This is a genomic window from Microbacterium galbum (genome assembly GCF_032464915.1).
Classification (GTDB): Bacteria; Actinomycetota; Actinomycetes; order Actinomycetales; family Microbacteriaceae; genus Microbacterium; species Microbacterium galbum.
This window is the reverse complement of sequence record NZ_JAWDIS010000001.1, coordinates 878925-900748: the sequence shown is the minus strand read 5'-3', so window position 1 is coordinate 900748 and position 21824 is coordinate 878925. Positions and strand designations below refer to the sequence as shown.

At 71.1% G+C, this 21824-nt stretch carries 14 protein-coding genes; all 14 read left to right on the top strand.

What is annotated here, in order from left to right:
• The first annotated feature begins 7 nt into the window (after positions 1 to 7).
• The 14 genes from RWH45_RS04320 to RWH45_RS04255 all read left to right on the top strand — a co-directional run bounded on the left by RWH45_RS04320 (position 8) and on the right by RWH45_RS04255 (position 21723).
• On the top strand, positions 8 to 490 hold the full coding sequence (locus RWH45_RS04320; protein WP_315993658.1) for a DUF6121 family protein: 483 nt from the start codon (positions 8 to 10) through the stop codon (positions 488 to 490).
• A 101-nt stretch (positions 491 to 591) separates the two neighbouring features.
• The gene (locus RWH45_RS04315; RefSeq protein ID WP_315993657.1) at positions 592 to 1254 is read left to right on the top strand and encodes a spermidine/putrescine ABC transporter substrate-binding protein; all 663 of its coding nucleotides are present in this window, start codon (positions 592 to 594) and stop codon (positions 1252 to 1254) included.
• A 123-nt stretch (positions 1255 to 1377) separates the two neighbouring features.
• Positions 1378 to 2514, top strand: a complete 1137-nt coding sequence (locus RWH45_RS04310; protein ID WP_315993656.1) for a serine/threonine-protein kinase — start codon at positions 1378 to 1380, stop codon at positions 2512 to 2514.
• On the top strand, positions 2511 to 8486 hold the full coding sequence (locus RWH45_RS04305; RefSeq protein WP_315993655.1) for an Ig-like domain-containing protein: 5976 nt from the start codon (positions 2511 to 2513) through the stop codon (positions 8484 to 8486). The genes RWH45_RS04310 and RWH45_RS04305 overlap by 4 nt, the downstream gene beginning before the upstream one ends.
• A 41-nt stretch (positions 8487 to 8527) precedes the next feature.
• The gene (locus RWH45_RS04300; protein ID WP_315993654.1) at positions 8528 to 9493 is read left to right on the top strand and encodes an AAA family ATPase; all 966 of its coding nucleotides are present in this window, start codon (positions 8528 to 8530) and stop codon (positions 9491 to 9493) included.
• Between the two features lie 39 nt (positions 9494 to 9532).
• Positions 9533 to 10909, top strand: a complete 1377-nt coding sequence (locus RWH45_RS04295) for a DUF58 domain-containing protein (protein ID WP_315993653.1) — start codon at positions 9533 to 9535, stop codon at positions 10907 to 10909.
• Positions 10906 to 13416, top strand: coding sequence for a transglutaminase domain-containing protein (locus RWH45_RS04290; RefSeq protein ID WP_315993652.1), 2511 nt, complete (start codon positions 10906 to 10908; stop codon positions 13414 to 13416). Before RWH45_RS04295 ends, RWH45_RS04290 begins: the two co-directional genes overlap by 4 nt.
• Positions 13413 to 15095, top strand: a complete 1683-nt coding sequence (locus RWH45_RS04285; protein WP_315993651.1) for a DUF5684 domain-containing protein — start codon at positions 13413 to 13415, stop codon at positions 15093 to 15095. The genes RWH45_RS04290 and RWH45_RS04285 overlap by 4 nt, the downstream gene beginning before the upstream one ends.
• Entirely contained in the window at positions 15092 to 16051 is a 960-nt protein-coding gene (locus tag RWH45_RS04280) for a hypothetical protein (protein WP_315993650.1), read from the top strand. The genes RWH45_RS04285 and RWH45_RS04280 overlap by 4 nt, the downstream gene beginning before the upstream one ends.
• 352 nt (positions 16052 to 16403) lie before the next feature.
• A complete protein-coding gene (rpsL, locus tag RWH45_RS04275; protein WP_013584051.1) occupies positions 16404 to 16772 on the top strand; it encodes a 30S ribosomal protein S12 in 369 nt (122 codons plus the stop codon).
• Positions 16773 to 16777: 5 nt separating this feature from the next.
• On the top strand, positions 16778 to 17248 hold the full coding sequence (rpsG, locus tag RWH45_RS04270; RefSeq protein WP_013584050.1) for a 30S ribosomal protein S7: 471 nt from the start codon (positions 16778 to 16780) through the stop codon (positions 17246 to 17248).
• An 87-nt stretch (positions 17249 to 17335) separates the two neighbouring features.
• Positions 17336 to 19450, top strand: coding sequence for an elongation factor G (gene fusA / locus RWH45_RS04265; protein WP_076673646.1), 2115 nt, complete (start codon positions 17336 to 17338; stop codon positions 19448 to 19450).
• Between the two features lie 161 nt (positions 19451 to 19611).
• The gene (gene tuf, locus RWH45_RS04260) at positions 19612 to 20805 is read left to right on the top strand and encodes an elongation factor Tu (RefSeq protein WP_076673648.1); all 1194 of its coding nucleotides are present in this window, start codon (positions 19612 to 19614) and stop codon (positions 20803 to 20805) included.
• A 252-nt stretch (positions 20806 to 21057) separates the two neighbouring features.
• Positions 21058 to 21723, top strand: coding sequence for a hypothetical protein (locus RWH45_RS04255; RefSeq protein ID WP_315993649.1), 666 nt, complete (start codon positions 21058 to 21060; stop codon positions 21721 to 21723).
• Positions 21724 to 21824 lie beyond the last annotated feature (101 nt).

The following is a 21824-nucleotide window of genomic DNA, read 5'->3' as shown; positions in this document are numbered from 1 at the left end:
GGATGCCATGACGAACGAGCCGCGACCGGCGGGGGTCACCCCGCCGGTCGCGGTCGTCTTCGCGGCGGTCACCTTCATCGCCCTTTCGATCGGCGGGCTCGGGGTGGCGAGCCTCGCGTTGGACGCCGACGTCATCCCCGTCCGCGGGCTCGGCTCGATCCCCGGCGTCATCGGGCAGGTCGCCGCTCTCGCCCTGTTCGCCGGGGTGCTCCTGTGGGGCCTGCGGGCGGACCCGCCGGGATACCTCACCGCGGTTCCGTGCGCCATCGCGGCTTTCGTCGGCGAGGCCGCCGGGATCGTCGTCGGCGCGGTCGTCAGCGGAGCAGACCCGGCACGCGGTCTCGCCGCTGCCGGGAGCGTCGTGCTGGGCTTTCCCGGGCCCGTGATCGCGGCGGCCGGGCTGCTCGCCGGCCTTCTCGGGGTGTTCCTGTGCCGGACCCGGTCCGAGGGGCCCCGATGGCGGTGGGAGGACGACGAAGACGCCCCCTGATGATCACGCGCGGCCGATCCGGCACTCCCGTCCGGACGTCCTGGCGGCTCCGCGCCGTGGCATCCCCACGTGCCCGGGCGTGTCGCACTAACGTAGGCGCCGTGGAGCGGTCGCTCGAAAGCCAGGTCAGCCAGGCCGTGGATGCCTGGCTGCGATGGCTGCCGCGCTGGGAGCCCGCGAACCATCGCGGTCGCGTCGCCCCGTGTCGCCGGTGCTTCGGCTCGCCGGTCCTGTCCGCCGCGGGGCTGGGCTCCGACGTTCCGCACGGGGTGCAGCACGGTCTCTCGACGCGCGTGAAGGGCATCGTCGACCACGCCGTCGCCGACTACACCTCGCGCAACCTCCCGATGCTGCAGGCCGAGCTCGACCAGCAGGCCGAGCGCAATCGCCGCCGCTCGTATCGGCCCGCCGAGGGGCTCGAACCGGAGTTCGACGGGATGCCGCTGGACCCCGACCCCGAACCCGGGTCGCCCTTCCTCTTCACCCTCTCGGGTCTCGCCGCGGAGGAGGACGCCGAGATCCCGGCCCTCCCGCCCCTGTCGGATGCCGCCAAGGCGGCGCTGCGGCAGGAGGTCGGTCTGGCCGACGACTACGCGAACATGATCGGGCGGGAGGTGTGCACGATCCTCCTGCACCATCGCCTGCGCATCCAGGCGGCCGTGGCGGAGTACGTCGAGCCGCAGATCGCAGCGCTGCTCGACGACCTCACCCGCTCCCTCGACGCGCCGTTCGATCCGCGCGAGCCCGACGCCCCGGCATCCTGAGCGCGCTCGGTGTCCTGCGGTCACCTGTGCACAACGCGCAGGGCCGATGAAGACTGCTTTGTTAGCATCGACGGGTTGTGCGCTCGCTGAGGTGCGGGCGCGTCGTCCGGGGGAGGGGGCTCGATGCCGCAGCGGCTTCCGTCGTCGCCGCCCATCCTGCCCGGGCTGGCCTACATCCGTCCTCTGGGGTCGGGCGGTTTCGCCGACGTCTTCCTGTACGGGCAGGACATGCCCCGTCGCGACGTCGCGGTGAAGGTCCTCCCCAGCGACGTGCGCGACACCGACCTGCTGCGCATGTTCAACGCCGAGGCCGACGTGCTAGCGCACCTGTCGGCACACCCCTCGATCGTGACGGTCTACCAGGCGGGCATCTCGGCCGACGGGCGCCCGTACATCGTGATGGAGTTCTGCCCGGGCTCGCTCGCCCAGCGCTACCGCGTCGAGCGCATGCCGGTGGCCGAGGTGCTGTCGATCGGCGTGCACATGGCCGGAGCTCTCGAGTCGGCGCACCACGCGGGGCTCATCCACCGCGACGTCAAGCCCAGCAACATCCTCGTCACCACCTTCGGTGCCCCCGTGCTGGCCGACTTCGGCATCTCGTCGTCGCTCGTGCGCCAGGGGGCCGATGAGATGCTCGCCATGAGCGTGCCGTGGAGCGCCCCCGAAGTCGTCGCGGAGCAGACCGCCGGCACGATCGCGAGCGAGGTGTGGAGTCTGGGCGCCACCGTCTATTCGCTGCTGGCGGGGCAGAGTCCGTTCGAGCGGCGCGAGAAGGGGCAGAATTCGCGCGAGCAGCTGCGCCGCCGCATCGCTCGCGCCTCCTACACGGCCATCTCCCGGTCCGACGTCCCGCCGTCGGTGCAGAACGTCCTCGCGAAGGCCATGGCGCGCGACCCCGCCCAGCGCTACCCGAGCGCGCGCGCCTTCGGCGAGGCGCTGCAGGGGGTGCAGGCCGAGATGGGCGTGCCGGCGACCCCGCTCGAGGTCCCCGCGGCCGAGTGGGCACCCGCCGCCCGCTCCATCGACTTCGCCGACGGCACCGTCCGCGGCCCCGCACGCTCGCGCATCGAGCGCGAGATCTCGCGTAAGACGCGGGACTCCTCGGGCATCACCGGGTACGCACGTGACGAAGACACCGACATCCAGGCCCCGGTCTCGACCGCGTCGCGGGCGCTGCCCTGGGTGCTGGCCTCCGCGACCCTCGTCACCGCCGGCGCGGTCGTCGTCGCGGCGCTCTACGCCACGGGGGTGCTGCGATGAAACGCCGCACGCTGGTCGGGCTCGCCTCCACCCTCGTCGCCGCGACCCTCGTCGTGACCGCGAGTATCGTGTGGCCCGGCCTCGACGCGCAGCAGACCCCCGAGGTCGACACCTCGGTGTGGGCGCTGCAGACCGGTGAGGGGCAGCGCTACGCACGCGTGAACACGACGGTCGGCGAGCTCGACACGGTGCGCACCGCGGGCAATCCGAGTCAGGTGGCGCAGGCGCACGACGGTGCGTACCTGTTCACCGACAGCTACAGCAAGCTCACACGCATCGACGAGGCGCAGCCCGTCGACCTGGAGCAGGACCAGCTCGAGGCCGCCCCCGACACCCCGCCCGGCACCACCTCGGTCGCCACGGCGGGCGACTACGTCGTCTACCGCACCGACACGGGAGCCCTCTTCGCGGGGCGGCTGAGCCAAGCGGGTCAGCGCGCCGCCGAGCTCGACCCCTTCGGAACCGCCGGTGACGACGAGGCCGTGTCGTACACGGCGGATGCCATCGCCCTCGACGACCGGGGGATGCTCTTCGCCTACTCCTCGGTGGACCAGTCCGTGATCCGGTACGACATCGACGCCGACGAGGTGCGCGCGCGCGACGCCCTCGACGTGACGGTGACCGCTCCGGTGATCTCGGCGGCCGGCGACACCTGGGTGCTCGTGGATCCCGAGGCCGGCCGCGTGTGGATGCGCGGCACCGACCCGGTCGACCTCGACCTGGGGGACCAGGTCTCGGTCGGCGACGCCGACGCGGGAGCCGATGCCGTCTTCGTCGCCGACGATCAATCGCTCTGGACGATCCCGACCGACGGGTCCGGACCCCGGCGCGAGGTGGGCGGGGGAGGCAACATCCTCGGGCAGCCCGCGCGCCCGCTCACCCACCAGGGCGTCACCTACGCCGCCTGGCTCCTCCCGGGCGACAGTCGGGGCACCCTGTGGCGGTCGGACCAGGGCGAGACCGACCTCGCCTACGACGGAGCCACCATGCCCGACCAGCGGCGCCCGGTGTTCGTCGCGACCGATCACGCCGTCATCCTGAACGAGACGCGTACCGGCTGGGTGTGGACGGTGCCCGACGGCGCCCTCGTGGCATCCAGTCAGAACTGGTCGCTCGACGACCGCACCGAAGAGGCCGCCGTCCAGAGCGAGGAGCAGCTGAGCGTCGTCCTCGACCCCAAGCCGCCCATCGCCGAACCCGATGCCTTCGGGGTGCGGGCGGGGCGGCTCAACACCCTTCCGGTGCTGTTGAACGACCACGATCCGAACGAAGACGTGCTGAGCATCGTGCCCGAGAGCGTCACCGGGCTCGATCCCGGCTTCGGCAGGCTCTCGCTCATCGACTCCGGTCAGCGGCTGGCGGTGCGCGTCGAGCCGGGAGCAACCGGCACCGCGACGTTCAGCTACGCGGTGACCGACGGCACGACGGCCGACGGACTCACGTCGGCACCCACCACGGTCACCCTGACGGTCTCGCCGGCGGAGTCGAACGCCGCCCCCGTGTGGTGCGGCACCGACAAATGCCTGCAGCAGTGGCCGACCCCCGAGGTCGCGCGCGGCGGCACCCTCACGGTCCCCGTCATGCCCGGCTGGGTAGACCCCGACGGAGACCCGCTCCTGCTGCTCTCGGTCGACAACCCGAGCGGCGTCGGCACGGTCGCCGCCACCCCCGGCGGAGACGTCGTCTACCAGCATGCCGACGACGGGTCGGGCGGCGAACAGAGCATCCAGCTCGACGTCACGATCGCCGACACCGCAGGGGCCACCACGACCAAGCCCCTCGCCATCCGGGTGGCTCCCGATCCCACTCTCGCAGTGCAGTCCTTCGCCACCGTCGACACGGTCGGCACCTCCCTCGCCGTCGACGTCGGCCCGCACGTCACCGGCACCGCCGGGGAGATCTCCCTCGGCTCGGTCCGCGTCCTCGACGACGCCGCCGCGACCGCGACCGTGGTCGGCGGCAGCACGGTGTTCGACTTCACGGCATCCGAGCCCGGTGTGTACCGCGTCGACTTCACCGTCAACGCCGGGGGTCGCGACGCCACGGGGACGGCTCGCATCACGCTCCTGCCCGCCGACGCGCCCGCCCAGTTGTCGACCGCCCCCGTCGTGGCCTTCGTGCGCCCGCAGGAGGATGCGACCCTCGACGTGTTCAGCGCGGTGTCCAACCCCACCGGCCGCGTGCTGCTGCTCAGCGACGTGACGCCCGCGGCCGAGGAGGGGGCCTCCCTCACCGTCGACACCGTCGGGCAGAACGATCTGCGCGTCTCGGGCTCCACCGCCGACGGCGGCGCGGGGCTGCTCGGTACCGTCGACTACACCGTCAGCGACGGAACAGACGACGAGGGCTCCCGCGTGAGCGGCGAGGCGACCGTCTACCTTCTCCCGCCGGCTCCCGAGATCGCGCCGATCGCCGTCGACGACACCGTCACGGTGCGCGCGGGGGCGCAGATCGACATCCCGGTGCTCGACAACGACATCTCGCCGGCCGGAGGGCGACCGAGCCTCGACCCCTCCAGCGTGCAGGCTCAGCCGGCGAGCGACGCGCTCGCCTTCGCGTCGGGCGGCGTGCTGCGCTATCTGGCGCCGACCACGCCCGGCTCCTACGAGGTGACGTACCGCGTCTACACCACCGGTACGCCCGCCCTCTGGGACGAGGCGACCGTGCGCATCACGGTCCTCGGCGGCGAGGCCAATCGGGCGCCCCTCCCCGACGCCCTCCAGGGGCGCGTCCTCAGCGGAGGCACGACGACGATCGATTTCCAGGGATTCGGCGTCGACCCCGACGGTGACGCCGTCTCGCTCGACCGCATCGTCGCCCAGCCCGACCGGGGCACGGCATCCGTCTCCCCGGACGGGTCGTCGATCGTCTACTCGTCCGTGCCGGGCGATCGGGGGCAGGTGTCGTTCCGCTACCGCGTGGCCGACTCCTCGGGCGCCACGGGCGAGGGCACCGTGCGCATCGGAATCCTGGATGCCGAGGCCAACCCGAGTCCGATCACCTTCACCGACTACGTGCAGGTGCAGGCCGGGGGAGACCGCACGATCCGGGTCAGTCCGCTCGCGAACGACATCGATCCCACGCAGGGGCGACTGACGCTCACGGCGGTGCGGCCCGACCTTCCCGAGACGCTCGTCGACGGCAGCGCCAACCCGGAGTACGCGCGACTCGACGGGTTCGTCGACAGCGTCAGCGACACCGGCGTGGTCCTGCGCGCGGGCGACGAGCCCGGCACGATGTCGTTCCTGTACGACGTGGAGTCCGATTCCGGCAACACCGGGCGCGGACTCATCGTGGTCAAGGTGACGCGCGAGAGCGTGCCCGATTACCCCGTGGTGACCGACACCGTGCTCACGGTCGAGAACCGCGACGACTTCACCACCGGGGTCGACGTGATCGCGGGCCGCGCGACCTGGTCCGGCGGTGAGGTCGGCGACCTCGAGGTGGCGCTGTGGGGGCAGCCCACCGACGTGCGCCTCGACGGCCGGCGCATCTCGGGCGACCTGCCCGCGACCCGTCGCGTCATCCCGTTCGCGATCACGGGCCGTGTCGGCGACGCCGACGTCACGACCTACGCGTTCCTCCGCGTGCCGGGCGACGACGACCTGACCCTCGCGCTTCGCCCCGGGTCGGCGCAGCGGGTCGATGAGCTGGCCTCGGTGCAGTTCGACATGGCATCCCTCGTCGCCCTTCCCCGTCGGGCCGCGCTCGAGGTCGGCACCGACGTCTCGACCACCGGCGTCCGCGCCGAGGGACGCTGCTCCGTCACCGGGTCGGTCGTGCAGTACGACGCCGGGACGGGCTCGCCGTGGACAGACGCGTGCCAGGTGCCCGTGCGGGTGGCGGGGACGCAGGACTGGACCGTGCTCTCGGTGCCCATCGGGGTGGTCGCCCGCGATCCGCAGCCGGAGCTGCGCCCGGGTTCGCTCACGGTGGGCCCCGGTGAGACGGCCACTTTCGACCTGCGAAACATGACCTCGTGGCAGCTGGGGCGTGAGGACTGGGCCGGGATCCGGTACGCCCTCGACTACAGCGGCTCCGCGTTCCAGGTCTCGCTTGACGGATCGGTCGTGACGGTGGTCGGCGCCGACCGCTCCGTGCCCGGCACCGACAACGCCGCCGTCATCTCCGTCACCAGTCACAACGCCGTCGCCCCCGCGCGGCTCGTACTCCGCGTCGGCGCGGCGCCCTCGACGCTGCCCCAGGGCGGAACGACGTCGTCGCAGTGCTCGCAGGCTCAGGGCTCGAGCTGCTCGATCGACGTCATCGGCATCAGCGGTGAGGTCAACCCGCTGCCGCGGACCCCGCTCGAGGTCGTGGGCGTGCGGCCCACGGCGGCGTGCACGGGCGTGACCTTCGCGGTCGGCTCGGCGTCGAGCGTCGTCGCTTCGTGGACGGCCGACGCCCCCGGCGCCACCTGCAGCGCCAGCGTCACGCTCCGCGACGCCCAGGGGCGCTCGACCGCGTCCACGCGCGATGCCCGTGTCGTGCTCGACCTGCTCGGTTACCCCCGTTCGCCCGCGAGCGTGCGGCAGACGGCTTTCGCCGACGGCTCGCTGACGCTCCGCGTCGATCCGGGCGAGGCCCGTCGCGCCTACCCGGCGCTCAGCGGGTTCACGGTCCGCTCCGGCGGCGAGGTCGTCGCGCAGTGCGGCCCCGATGGCGGGTGCCCCGTGATCTCGGCCCCGAACGGCGAGCAGCGCGAGTACGTGGTGACGGCGGTGAACAGCGTCGGCGAGTCGCGTGGCGCCGTGCGCACGACGGCATGGGCCTACGCCTCCCCCGACAGGCCGAAGTCGGGCGACTTCGCGCCCGTGAACAACGGGGGTGACGGAGGCGTCGCGGATCTCGCCATCCGCGGCATCGACTCCGCCGAGACCGGCTCCCTCGAGATCGTCAGCGCCGCGGGGCAGAAGCGCACCGTCGACATCGGCCGCAATCAGGAGAACATCTCGGTCGACGCGTTCCCGGTCGGGAGCAACTCCTCCACGCAGATCACGGTCACCCCGATCTCGCGCTTCACCGTGCCGCCGGGGCTCGGCGGCTCGCAGAGCGGTCAGGCGCTCGTCTTCACCGCGCACGGCGTCGGCAAGCCGCAGCAGCTCGGCCTCACGCTCACGTCCGAACCCGAGGGCGGCGGCAAGGTGACGATCGTCGCCACCGGTTCGGCGTCGAAGAACGGCGACGGTTCCGAGGTGCGCTACGGCTTCGCCATCGACGGTTCGTGCCGCGTCGGTGACGACGGGCAGCGCCGCGAGTTCCCGGGGAAGGACGACGGGGTGACCTACACGGTCCGCATGTGCGTCGATTCGGTCTACGAGGGTAAGAGCTACGGCTCCGACCAGATCGAGCAGAGCATCGACGCCGCGCAGGACACCTCCGCCCCGCAGGGCTACACGTTCCGCGTGAACGCGCGGCCCGATGTGAGCGGCGACACCGCCCGATGGAAGATCACCCGCATCGAGGCGGGCGACAAGCCGCCGCGCAACAACTCGGTCGTCTACGACAACTGGGACAACGGCACATCGGTCTACGACAGCGACCCGAACATCGGCGTCTACTTCCAGCACAACCTCTGGCCGACGCGTTCCGACCGCGGCGTCGTGAAGCCGGCCTCCGGCAGCGCCCCGTACCAGGTGCAGGCGACGGCTCGTATCGACTCCTGCGTCGCCGGCAGCGAGCTCAAACTCGGGTGGAAGACCAGCAACGGCGAGGCGCGTACCTCCACCGACCGCTCCGGCGTCGTCTACTACGACAAGAGCGGCAAGAAGCTCGACGCGAGCGACCCGACCGTCGTCCCGAAGGGCGCCACCCGCGTCGAGAACGCGAAGGTCCAGGTCAGCTGGTCCGCCAAGGGCTGGGGTCTGGATGACGCCACGCTCGTCACGGGCGGCACCTGCGACCCCGGCAAGGCCGACCCCTCCGAGCCGCCGAAGGGCGACCCCTCGCAGCCGCCCCAGGGCAACGGCTGATCCCGGCATCCATCCATCCCCCACAGGAAGAACGCACCGACATGACGATCACCCAGGAGCAGGCCACCTGGTTCTCCCAGACCTTCTCGCAGATCGCCGACAACGTCGAGCGTGCGGTGCTCGGCAAGCGCCACGTCGTCGAGCTCGTGCTGACCGCGATGCTGAGCGACGGGCACGTGCTGCTCGAAGACGTCCCCGGCACCGGCAAGACCTCGCTCGCCCGCGCCGTCGCGCAGTCGGTGCAGGGGACGAACACCCGCATCCAGTTCACGCCCGACCTGCTCCCCGGTGACATCACGGGCATCACCGTCTACGACCAGAAGAGCGGCGCGTTCGAGTTCCACAGTGGGCCCATCTTCGCCAACATCGTGCTCGCCGACGAGATCAACCGCGCGAGCCCCAAGACGCAGTCGGCCCTGCTCGAGGTGATGGAGGAGGGCAAGGTCACCATCGACGGCGTCTCGCGCGAGGTGGGCGTGCCCTTCCTCGTGCTCGCCACGCAGAACCCCGTCGAGCAGGCCGGCACCTATCGCCTCCCCGAGGCCCAGCTCGACCGCTTCCTGCTGCGCACTTCCCTCGGCTACCCCGACCACGCGGCGACCGTGCGCATCCTCGACGGCGCCCCCGTCGCCACCGCCGACCTGCGCCCGATCATCACCCCCCAGGCGCTGGTGGGCATGGCCGATCTCGCGGCATCCGTCTACGTCGACGCGCTCGTCCTCGACTACATCGCCCGACTCGTGGATGCCACCCGCACGGCCGACGAGGTCCGCCTGGGCGTCAGCATCCGCGGCGCGCTCGCCCTCACGCGCGCCACGCGCGCGCGGGCCGCGTCGCAGGGCCGCACCTACGCGACGCCCGACGATGTGAAGGCGCTCGCCGTGCCCGTGCTCTCGCACCGGCTCATCCTGCACCCCGAGGCGGAGTTCGACGGGGTCACGCAGGAGGCCGTGGTCGGCCAGGTCCTGCTCGACACGCTCCCGCCGACGCAGCGCGAGAGCGCGTGACGCCCGTGCGCCGTGTCCGCACGGATCGGGGGGTGAGCCATGCCTGATCCAAACGTCACCGAGTCGCGGCTCACGCGCACCTCGGCCGCGACCGTGGCTACGGGCTCGCGCACGTCGATCACCTCGACCGCCACCCGCCGGCAGCGCCGTATCGTGCGCGCCGCGGTGCAGGCCGCCGAGACATGGCGCGTCATCACCGAGGCGGTCGCCGCGGCCCTGTCGTGGGCGGGGCGCACCGTCCGTCCCGCCGGCGCCGTCGTCGCGATCGCGGCCACAGTGGGCCTCGCGCTCGGCGTCGTCTTCGGCTGGGTCGAGTGGATGGTGGCGGGCTCGGCGGCGCTGCTGCTGCTGCTCATGAGCGTCCCGTTCCTCTTCGGCGCACGCGCCTACGACGTCGATCTGGCTCTCGAGCACGAGCGCGTCACCGCCGGGAACGGCGTCACGGGCGAGATCGTCGTCCGCAACGACAGCTCGCGGCCGGCGCTGCCGGGGCGTCTCGACATCCCCGTCGGTCGCGGTCTCGTCGAATTCGGGGTGCCGTTCCTGCGGCCGGGGCACAGCAGCACCGAGCCTCTCGAGATCCCGCCGCTGCCGCGCGGTGTCGTGCGCGTCGGGCCGGTGACCACCGTGCGCAGCGACCCGGTGGGACTGCTGCGACGCGAGCACGCCTTCGACGACGTCCACGACCTCTTCGTCCATCCGCGCACGGTCGGCCTGCCGTCCACGAGCGCCGGACTCGTCCGCGACCTCGAGGGCAACGCGACCCGGCGTCTCGTCGACGCGGACATGTCGTTCCACGCCATCCGCGAGTACGCTCCCGGCGACTCGCAGCGCCAGGTGCACTGGAAGTCCACGGCCAAGACCGGGCGCCTGATGGTCCGCCAGTACGAGGAGTCGCGCCGCTCGCGGATGGCGGTCGTGCTCGCCGCCGCGACCCAGGAGTACGCGGATGCCGACGAGTACGAGCTCGCCGTCTCGGCCGCCGCCTCGTTGGGTCTGCGTGCCGTGCGCGATGCGCGCGACATCGACATCGTCACGGGCTCGGAGATCCCCCGCGTGGTGAAGGGCCGGCTCCGGGCGATCCGTCACATCCCGGTGGTCTCCCCGCGGGCGATGCTGGACGGGTTCAGCGCCATCCAGCGCCACGAGAACACCATGCCCGTCGAAGACGTCTGCCGGCTGGCATCCGAGGCGAACGAGCGCCTGTCGATCGCGTTCCTCGTCACCGGCTCCCTCGTGCCCCTCGCCCGCCTGCGGCAGGCGGCGCTCGCGTTCCCCGCCGACACCGCGGTCGCCGCGGTCATCTGCGACGAACGCGCGCACCCGCGGATGCAGAGCGTGGCGGGCCTCACCGTGCTCACCATCGGCACCCTCGACGACCTCTCCGGTCTTCTCGTGCGGGGAGCCACCTCGTGAGCGGCTCGCGCGACCGCGTGCCCCGGCGTCGCCGTGAGGCGTCGTCGGCGCCGCGGTGGACCGCCGCCGCGCTGTACACCGCGGTGTCCGCGGCGCTCGCCGCGGTGGCGGCATGGCCCATCTACACGGCCGTGTCGTTCCTCGTCCTCGTCGTCGCGGCATCCCTCGCCGGGGCGGCCGTGGTGACGCTCGTCGCGTGGCGGCGCGGGAGCGGATGGGCTCTCGCCGCCGGGCTCGTCGCCGCCTTCACGCTCCTGGCCGTCCCTCTCGCCGTGCCGTCGCGCCTGACGTCGCCGCTGGACGTGCTGCGCGGGCTCGGCGAGTCCTATGCCGGCGTGGTCGTCGCCTGGAAAGACCTGGTCACCGTCGACCTGCCGGTCGGTGCGTACCGCAACCTCCTGATCCCCGCCCTCGTGGTCTTCCTCGTCGGCACCGCGCTCGCCCTCGCGCTCGCGGGGCGCACCGACCGATGGGCGGCCATCGCGGTCGTCCCCGGTCTCGGGATGAGCGGTTTCGGCCTGTTCTTCGGCCGCACGGCGACGAGCGCGCCGCTCACGATCGGACCCGTCGTCCTCGCCGCTCCCGTGGAGACGGTGGTGGGCCTGGCGGCGCTGCTGTCGGCCGTGCTGTGGCTGGCCTGGCGCGCCCACGACGAGCGTGCCCGCGCGCTCCGCCGCGCGAGCGAGGTCTCCGCCGCGCAGGTGGCCCCGGGGCGCTCTCGCACCGACCGCCGACGCGCCGCGCTCGGGGTGGCGATGGTCGCCCTCGCCGCGGTCGTCACGGTCGCCGTCGTGCCGTGGGTGTCGCGGGGAGCGGAGCGGGAGGTCCTCCGTTCCGCCGCCGGACCGCAGGAGCAGATCGCCGAGGCCGTGAGTCCCCTCGCGCAGTACCGCGCCATGTTCTCGGACGCCCGGGCCGACGAGGTGCTGTTCCGTGTGAGCGGCGAGGGGACCCTGCCCGAGCGCATCCGGTTGGCCACTCTCGATGCCTACGACGGAGAGATCTTCCGCGCCTCGGGCGAGGAGGGAGCGGGCTTCGTCCGCCTACCTTCGACCCGCGACGCCGGCGAGGGTCGCACGATCGCAGCCGAGGTGGAGATCGTCGATCTCGACGGGATCTGGATGCCGACCGCCGGCCGTCTCGCCTCGGCGACGTTCGAGGGCGATCGGCGCGGCGCTCTGGCCGACCGCTTCTACTACAGTGCTTCCGCCGAAGCGGGGGTGCAGACCTCCGATGGAGGCCTGCGCGTGGGGGACCGCTACGAGCTCTCGGGTGTGGAGCCCGCCCCCGTCGACCTCGGGTCCGTGACACCTCCGGGAGCGCCGCAGGGGGTGTCGGGCGGAGACAACCTGAAGAGGTGGGTCGAGGAGCACGCGACAGGCTCCGACGGCGCGGCCCTGCAGGCCCTCGTCCAGCTGCTCCGGGAGCGCGGTTATCTCAGCCACAGCCTGGCCGCGCCGGGCACCGCCGCTCCCGCGTGGACCGCCGACCTCCCCGGCTACCAGCTGCAGCCGAGCGCCTCGGGTCACTCCCTCGCGCGCATCGACCGCATGTTCGAGCGTCTCCTCGATCGCGAGGACGACCCGCGTGCGGAGGCGACCGGCAATTACGTCGCCGCCGTCGGCGACGACGAGCAGTTCGCGGTCGCGACGGCGCTCATCGCCCGCGAACTGGGCTTCCCCGCCCGCGTCGTCGTCGGCACGCGGTTGGAGACCGCCGACCCGACCCTGTCGGCGTGCGACGCGGGGGAGTGCCGACCGCGCGACCTCACCGCGTGGACGGAGGTCCAGGGCGCCGACGGTCGGTGGGCGGCCGTCGACGTCACCCCGCAGTGGGAGCAGTCGCCGAGCCTCGAGGTCACCCAGCAGCAGGACCCCGAGAACGTCACCGAGGTGCGTCCCGACACCGTCGAAGAGGTCGTCCCGCCCGAGCCCGTGCAGGAGGACGACTCCCGCGACGACGACTCCCGCGCCGACGAGGGCATCGATCTCGCGTGGCTCTGGCCGCTGCTGCGCACCGCGGGCATCGCCGTGCTCGTCGTGCTGGTGCTGTTCGGGCCGTTCCTGGCCGTGCTCATCGCCAAGGCGCTGCGCCGCCGCGGCCGTCGACGCGACCCCGATCCGAGGGGAGCGATCGCCGGCGGGTGGGACGAGTACGTCGACGCCGGACTCGACGCGGGGCGTTCCGTGCCGCGTGCATCGACCCGTCGCGAGGTCGCTGACGCGTTCGCGACGCCCTCCGGCATCCGCCTGGCCGCCGATGCCGATCGCGCCGTGTTCGCCGCCGACCGGATCACCCCCGACGAGGTCACCGCCTTCTGGCGCATCGTCGACGACGAACGTCGCGTCCTCACCCGTCAGCGCGGCTTCTGGCGCCGAGTGCGCGCGGCCGTATCGTTGAGATCGTTCCTGCGGTTCCTCGCCCCCCGGCCTTCTCGGCGGGGGTCGCCGCATCGCGACGAGAGGGGGAAGCGTTCCGCCACGGCGGCGGGGCGCGACACGACATGACCGATTCGACGACGCTGGTCCTGGGAGCGAGCTCGCTCGCCCTGGTCGTGGTGCTGTACGTCTGGCTCGCCCTCGCCCTGGCCGCGATGTTCCGCAAGATCGGCGAGCCGGTCTGGAAGGCGTGGGTGCCGGTGGTCAACGTCGCCACCGTGCTGAAGCTCGGCGGGTTCTCGCCGTGGCTCGTGCTGATCAACCTCGTGCCCCTCTTCGGCTTCATCGCCTTCTACGTGGTCCTCGTCGTGGCGGTCCACCGCATCACCGTCGGATTCGGCGCGGGCGGCGGCCTCACCGTGCTGGGCGCCGTCTTCCTCGTCGTCTGGGCCAGCGTCCTCGGCTTCGGCTCCGCACGGTGGGAGGGCGACGCCGCCCGCGGTGCCGACGAGGACTCCGCCCCCGTTCGCCGCGGACGCGACTTCCAGGGCCCGTACGTCCCGCTGATCGGCGGGTGGACGCCCGAGGCCGAGCCCGCCCCGGACGACCGCCCCGCAGCCGACCGCCCCGCAGCCGACCGCTTCGTCGACGCGGCGCCGCCGGTGTCGGAGCCGGTCGTGCAGCCCTTCGCCGCCCCCGCCGGTTCGTTGGCCGATGCGGTCCCGTCCCCGAGCGACTGGGCCCCGCCGACCGATCTCGCGCCGGCCCGTCTCGACGGACACCGCTCGACGGACCGGTCCGTTCCCGCCGCATCCGGATCGGTCTTCGAGGTGCTCGACGCGCTGCGCGACGGCGCGCCCGCGGGGGCCGACGGGGCCGCGCCGCGAGATCGGGCCGATCAGCAGGCCGGGCGCGCCGACGTCGACAAGAAGCCGGATGCCGAGCAGTCCCCGGCGGGGTGGGTCCCGCGTTTCGCCGAGCCGCCGGCTGAGCCCGATGCCGACGCCCTCGCGACCCGCGCGCTGCTGCTGCCCGGAGCTCCCACCCGTGGCGCGTCACCGGCCGCGCGGCGCACGAGTGATCCCACCGATGTCGAGTCGGCCATCCCCTCGGCGGCATCGGCGTCCCCCTCGGCGGATGCGGCACCCGACCATCCCGTCGACGACGGCCCGTCGCCGTGGGCTGCTCCCGCGCGCCGCGAGGCGGAGGAGCTGGACGAGGCGCCCGCGATCATCCCGGAGGCACCGCTCACGCGGCCCGCGCCGACGCCGGTTTCCGCTCCCCGCGTCTCCCGGACCCCCGCCGACGAGTTCCCCGAGCTCTCCGAAGCGGTCTCGGCCGTACCCGACGCCCCCGACGCGGGCGCTCCGCGCTCGGCCCGCACGTCGGTGTCGGCGTTGTACACGCGCCCGGAGGTCCCGTCGGATGACGACTTCGACGCTCTCGAGCGCACGGTCGTGGCGCGGCGCAAGCGCATCCCATGGGCGCTGATCGCCCCCAACGGCGAGACGGTCGATCTGACGTCGTCGGTCGTCATCCTCGGCCGTCGTCCCGGCCCGGATGCCGCGCACCCCGACGCTCAGCTCGTCCCGATCGTCGACGAGACGCGGACGGTCTCGAAGACGCACGCGCGCCTCGAGCTGCGCGGCGACACCTGGTACGTCACCGACCTGGAGTCGACGAACGGCGTGCTGTTCGCCACGCTCATGGGCACCGAGGTGGAAGCTCCCCCCGGCGAGGAGATCGAGGCGGGCGAACGGTTCTTCCTCGGCGACGCGGAGGTGCGCCTCACGCGGAGGAACGTGTGAGCGGCCCGTTCGACCGAGCCGACGATCCCGACGAGGTCACGCTGTGGGCGGGCCGACTGCGGCCCTGGCCGGCGAATCCGCCGGCCGCGGCCGACGGCGGCTCACCCGCGGCCGCCGACGCAGACGACCCCGACGACGCCACCGTGCGGTCCCACGCGGACGACCTCGACGACGCCACCGTGCGCTCCGACGTGCGGGAGCCGGACGACGCGACGGTGATCGCTCGTCGTGCGGATGCCGTGGGGGAGCCGGACGACGCGGCGGCCGCCGCTCGTGGCGTCGATGCTGCGGCGCAGCGGGATGAACCGACGGCGATCGCCCGTCGTGCGGATGCCGTTGCGGAGCCGGACGACGAGACGGTGATCGCCCGGCGCGTCGACACCGCAGCGGACGCCGACGATCGCACCGTGGTCGCGCGGCCCGCCGCTCCGGAGGCGGAGCTCGACGACGCGACCGTGCGTCGTGCCCCGGTGCAGGAGCGCACGGCGCGCAGCCCGGAACTTCTCCCCGTCGACGACACCGAGCCGGGGCTCCGTGCCCGGCGCTCGTCCGCGCCCGCCGTCGACGAGTCACCCGACGACAGCACTCGACCGCGTCGCGCGCCCGACGGAGTCGGCGACACCCAGGCGGGTGCGCGACGCGCGCGTCGTGCCGATGCGGCCGATGCCTCCGCGAGCCGACGGTCGGCGGACGCGGGACCGCAGGCCGTCGACGGGGCGGTGCGTGAGGCGCGGGTGCCCGCCGCCCTGGGGCGCGAGATCTACGATCCGCGGGTCGATGCGCCGATCCGGGTGGCGCGTTCCGTGCCGCCTGCGCGGTCCGGGCTCCGCGACGATCCCGCCCTCGTGCGGCCGCGGCCGGCTCGACGGGGCGCCTGGCGAGCACTGCTGATCGGTACCGCGGTGGTCCTGCTGCTGGCCGCCGGCGCGGCGGCGGCGGTGCTGCTCCTGGGCTGAGCGGGCGGCATCCTGACCGTCGGCTGGGGGAGACGCGTGCACGTTTGCCCGTCCTCCGGGGAACGCGTATCATTGAGCGGGTGTGCGTTCACGCGCGCCGTGCGTCGTGCCTTCGGGTAGGTCGTGCGGATCAACGCTCGCACCATCTCAGGGACTGGCCTGCGAACAGGTCACCCCCACGGCATATCCACCACAACCGCGTCCGATCATTCTGACGCGCGGTGGATCACACGTGAGCCCGACACGTCACGAATCGCAAGATGAGCGACATGACGGGGGAGACACGACCGCTGTCACCGTGCAGCACCCCGGGCGGCCCGAGAGGAACCGCCCGGCCAATCAAGGAGAGAACGTGCCAACCATTCAGCAGTTGGTTCGCAAGGGCCGCTCGCCGAAGGTCTCGAAGACCAAGGCTCCCGCGCTGAAGTCGAACCCCCAGCAGGCCGGCGTGTGCACCCGCGTGTACACGACGACCCCCAAGAAGCCGAACTCGGCCATGCGCAAGGTCGCCCGCGTCAAGCTGCGCAACGGCACCGAGGTCACCGCGTACATCCCCGGTGAGGGTCACAACCTCCAGGAGCACTCGCTCGTGCTCGTCCGTGGTGGTCGTGTGAAGGACCTCCCCGGTGTCCGCTACAAGATCGTCCGCGGTGCGCTCGACACCCAGGCTGTCAAGAACCGTAAGCAGGCTCGTAGCCGCTACGGCGCGAAGAAGGGCTGAGAACCATGCCTCGTAAGGGTCCCGCCCCGAAGCGTCCCGTCGTCAACGACCCGGTGTACGGCGCCCCCGTCGTCACCCAGCTGGTCAACAAGATCCTCGTCGACGGCAAGAAGTCCATCGCCGAGTCGATCGTCTACGACGCCCTCAAGGGTGTCGAGGCGAAGAACAGCCAGGACGCCGTCGCCACGCTGAAGAAGGCGCTCGACAACGTCCGTCCCACCCTCGAGGTCAAGAGCCGCCGCGTCGGTGGCTCGACCTACCAGGTTCCCGTCGAGGTCAAGCCGCACCGAGCCAACACGCTCGCGCTGCGCTGGCTCGTGAGCTACGCGAAGGGTCGTCGTGAGAAGACGATGACCGAGCGTCTGCAGAACGAGATCCTCGATGCCTCGAACGGCCTCGGTGCCGCGGTCAAGCGCCGCGAAGACACCCACAAGATGGCCGAGTCGAACCGCGCCTTCGCGCACTACCGCTGGTAAAACCCGCGGAGGGTCCGTGATCGAACCCCGGTCGCGGACCCTCCGATGGGCCCGGCATCAACCTCCCAACAGGTAAGGAAGACACCCGTGGCACAAGACGTGCTCACCGACCTCCACAAGGTCCGCAACATCGGCATCATGGCGCACATCGATGCCGGCAAGACGACGACGACCGAGCGCATCCTGTTCTACACGGGCGTCAACCACAAGATCGGCGAGACGCACGACGGTGCGGCCACGACCGACTGGATGGAGCAGGAGCAGGAGCGTGGCATCACGATCACCTCCGCTGCTGTGACGTGCTTCTGGGAAAAGAACCAGATCAACATCATCGACACCCCCGGTCACGTCGACTTCACCGTCGAGGTGGAGCGTTCGCTCCGCGTGCTCGACGGTGCCGTCGCCGTCTTCGACGGCAAGGAGGGCGTCGAGCCCCAGTCCGAGACCGTGTGGCGTCAGGCCGACAAGTACGACGTCCCCCGCATCTGCTTCGTCAACAAGATGGACAAGCTGGGCGCCGACTTCTACTTCACGGTCGACACCATCGTCAACCGTCTGAAGGCCAAGCCCCTGGTGCTCCAGATCCCGATCGGTGCCGAGAACGACTTCGTCGGCGTCGTCGACCTGGTCTACATGCGTGCCCTGGTCTGGCCCGGCGACGCCAAGGGTGATGTCACCATGGGCGCCAAGTACGAGATCCAGGAGATCCCGGCCGACCTCGTCGAGAAGGCGCAGGAGTACCGCGAGAAGCTCCTCGAGACCGTCGCCGAGTCCGACGACGCCCTGCTCGAAAAGTACTTCGGTGGCGAAGAGCTCACCCACGAGGAGATCAAGGGCGCCATCCGCAAGATGACGATCGCCAGCGAGGTCTACCCCGTGCTGTGCGGTTCGGCGTTCAAGAACCGCGGCGTGCAGCCCATGCTCGACGCCGTGGTCGACTACCTCCCCTCGCCCCTGGACGTGCCCGCCATCGAGGCGCACGACCCCAAGGACGAAGAGGTCGTCATCGAGCGTCACGCCGACCGCGAGGAGCCCTTCGCGGCGCTCGCGTTCAAGATCGTGACGCACCCGTTCTTCGGTCGCCTCACCTACATCCGCGTGTACTCGGGTCACCTCGACTCCGGTGCCCAGGTCGTCAACGCGACCAAGGGCAAGAAGGAGCGCATCGGGAAGATCTTCCAGATGCACGCCAACAAGGAGATGCCGGTCGACTCCGTCACCGCCGGTCACATCTACGCGGTCATCGGTCTGAAGGACACAACCACCGGTGACACCCTCTGCGACCCGCAGAACCAGGTCGTCCTCGAGTCGATGACGTTCCCGGAGCCGGTCATCGAGGTCGCCATCGAGCCCAAGACCAAGGCCGACCAGGAGAAGCTGGGTGTCGCCATCCAGAAGCTCGCCGAAGAAGACCCGACGTTCCGCGTCGAGCAGAACGCCGAGACCGGTCAGACCGTCATCAAGGGCATGGGCGAGCTCCACCTCGACATCCTGGTCGACCGCATGAAGCGCGAGTTCAAGGTCGAGGCCAACGTCGGAAAGCCCCAGGTGGCGTACCGCGAGACCATCCGCAAGGCGGTCGAGCGTCACGACTACACCCACAAGAAGCAGACCGGTGGTTCGGGTCAGTTCGCGAAGATCCAGTTCGCGATCGAGCCCCTCGAGGTCACGGCCGACAAGACCTACGAGTTCGAGAACAAGGTCACCGGTGGTCGTATCCCGCGCGAGTACATCTCGCCGACCGACCAGGGCTTCCAGGACGCCATGAACGTCGGCGTGCTCGCCGGCTACCCCATGGTGGGTGTCAAGGCGATCCTCCTCGACGGTGCTTCGCACGACGTCGACTCGTCGGAAATGGCGTTCAAGATCGCCGGCTCGATGGGCTTCAAGGAGGCCGTCCGCAAGGCGAACCCCACCATCCTCGAGCCGATCATGGCCGTCGAGGTGCGTACTCCCGAGGAGTACATGGGCGACGTCATCGGCGACCTGAACTCGCGTCGTGGCCAGATCCAGTCGATGGAAGACGCCGCCGGCGTCAAGGTCGTCCGGGCCAACGTGCCGCTGTCCGAGATGTTCGGCTACATCGGTGACCTCCGCTCGAAGACCTCGGGCCGTGCCGTCTACTCGATGGAGTTCGACAGCTACGCCGACGTCCCGAAGGCCGTGGCCGACGAGATCGTCCAGAAGAACAAGGGCGAGTAACACCGCTCTCACGGATGCCGGGAATCCCGGGTTCTGCTCGGGTTCCCGGCATCCGCACAAACTGAATACCGACTCTCTAGTAATCTGAGAACCATCCCCGCGAAGAATCGGTCGCAATCCAGCGCCCGAGACCTCGCAACCAACGTCCTGAGGAGGACCCAGTGGCTAAGGCCAAGTTCGAGCGGACCAAGCCGCACGTGAACATCGGAACGATCGGTCACGTCGACCACGGCAAGACCACGCTCACCGCTGCCATCTCGAAGGTGCTCGCCGACAAGTTCCCGTCGGCCACCAACGTTCAGCGTGACTTCGCGTCGATCGACTCCGCGCCCGAAGAGCGTCAGCGCGGCATCACGATCAACATCTCGCACGTCGAGTACGAGACCCCCAAGCGTCACTACGCTCACGTCGACGCCCCCGGTCACGCCGACTACATCAAGAACATGATCACCGGTGCCGCTCAGATGGACGGCGCGATCCTCGTGGTCGCCGCCACCGACGGCCCGATGGCTCAGACCCGCGAGCACGTCCTGCTCGCCAAGCAGGTCGGCGTGCCCTACCTGCTCGTCGCGCTGAACAAGAGCGACATGGTCGACGACGAGGAGATCCTGGAGCTCGTCGAGCTCGAGGTCCGCGAGCTCCTGTCGTCGCAGGACTTCGACGGCGACAACGCCCCCGTCGTGCGCGTCTCGGGCCTGAAGGCTCTCGAGGGTGACGAGCAGTGGGTCAACTCGATCGTCGAGCTCATGGAGGCCGTCGACTCCTCCATCCCCGACCCGGTGCGTGACAAGGACAAGCCCTTCCTCATGCCCATCGAGGACGTCTTCACCATCACCGGTCGTGGAACGGTCGTCACGGGTCGCGCCGAGCGCGGTACCCTCGCGATCAACTCCGAGGTCGAGATCGTCGGCATCCGCCCGACGCAGAAGACCACGGTCACGGGTATCGAGATGTTCCACAAGCAGCTCGACGAGGCCTGGGCCGGCGAGAACTGTGGTCTGCTCCTCCGCGGCACCAAGCGTGACGACGTCGAGCGCGGCCAGGTCGTCGTGAAGCCCGGTTCGGTCACCCCGCACACCAACTTCGAGGGCACGGCGTACATCCTGTCCAAGGAAGAGGGCGGCCGCCACAACCCGTTCTTCACGAACTACCGCCCGCAGTTCTACTTCCGCACCACCGACGTGACCGGCGTCATCACGCTGCCCGAGGGCACCGAGATGGTCATGCCCGGTGACACCACGGAGATGTCGGTCGAGCTCATCCAGCCGATCGCCATGGAAGAGGGCCTCGGCTACGCGATCCGTGAGGGTGGCCGCACCGTCGGTGCCGGTACCGTCACCAAGATCCTCAAGTAAGTCCTTCCAGACTTCACTCGGCACAGGCCGGGCCTTCGGGCCCGGCCTTTGTCGTTTCCGGATGCCGTTGACGGCGTCCGTTTCCGACATTCAGGCGCCGTTCGCGGCGCCTGTTTCGCATTTCCCGACCGGTCACTTTCGGACCTTTCGCGGCCGTGATGAGACCTTACCGATGCCGACCAGTAGCCCCCCTCGCGACGATCGCGTGGCGGGTTCGACCGGTTCCCGCTTTTTCGCAAAAGGGGAGAATCGATGTTGGAAGAGCTGTCATCGGACAAGGCGACGATTGCGACGGGTGCGGCGCGGGGGATCGAGCGGCGTACCGTTCTGAAGGGCGCCGCGTGGTCGGTTCCGGTGATCGCGGCCGCTGTCGCGGCTCCTGCGGCCTCCGCGTCGGTGAACAACGCCGCCGTGGCCCTCACGGACGACGTGACGAGCCTGCTGACCCTCAATGTCCTCGACTCGGCGTCTACGGCGACCGCCGGGGTGGCGATCACGGTGCCGACGACGCTCCGGGTCACCAACGGCGCCGGCGCGCTGTCGGGAACCGCGACCGTGACGATCACGGTGCAGCGCCCCGTCGGGATCAACGTCTCCGTCGGACGCGCTCGCGGATTCGGGGTCTATCGGTTCGACAGCACGCTGACGACGCCCGGCCAGCGGACCGCGGTGTACCAGAGCGCGCTCGGATCGCAGTACGGATTCCCGCAGACGTCGTTCACCACGTCGAAGAATTTCAGCGTCGGGTCGAACGGGACCCTCGACATCCCCGTGGTGTGGGGCCTCGCAGGCGTCAGCACGGGCGTCGGGATCAATGCGTTGGCGTCGTTCCCCGTCACCGCGACCATCGTGTTCCCGGGACGCACGCTCGTGGCGTCGTCTTCGATCCTGGTCCCGGTCGGAGCCGGCATCCTCTGACGTCCGCGCCGGATACCGGGGGCTACGGAGGATCGCCGGCGGAGGGCCTGCCGACTACCGACGCGACTACTGACCTGTCTACCGGTATCCGCCAGGGCGGC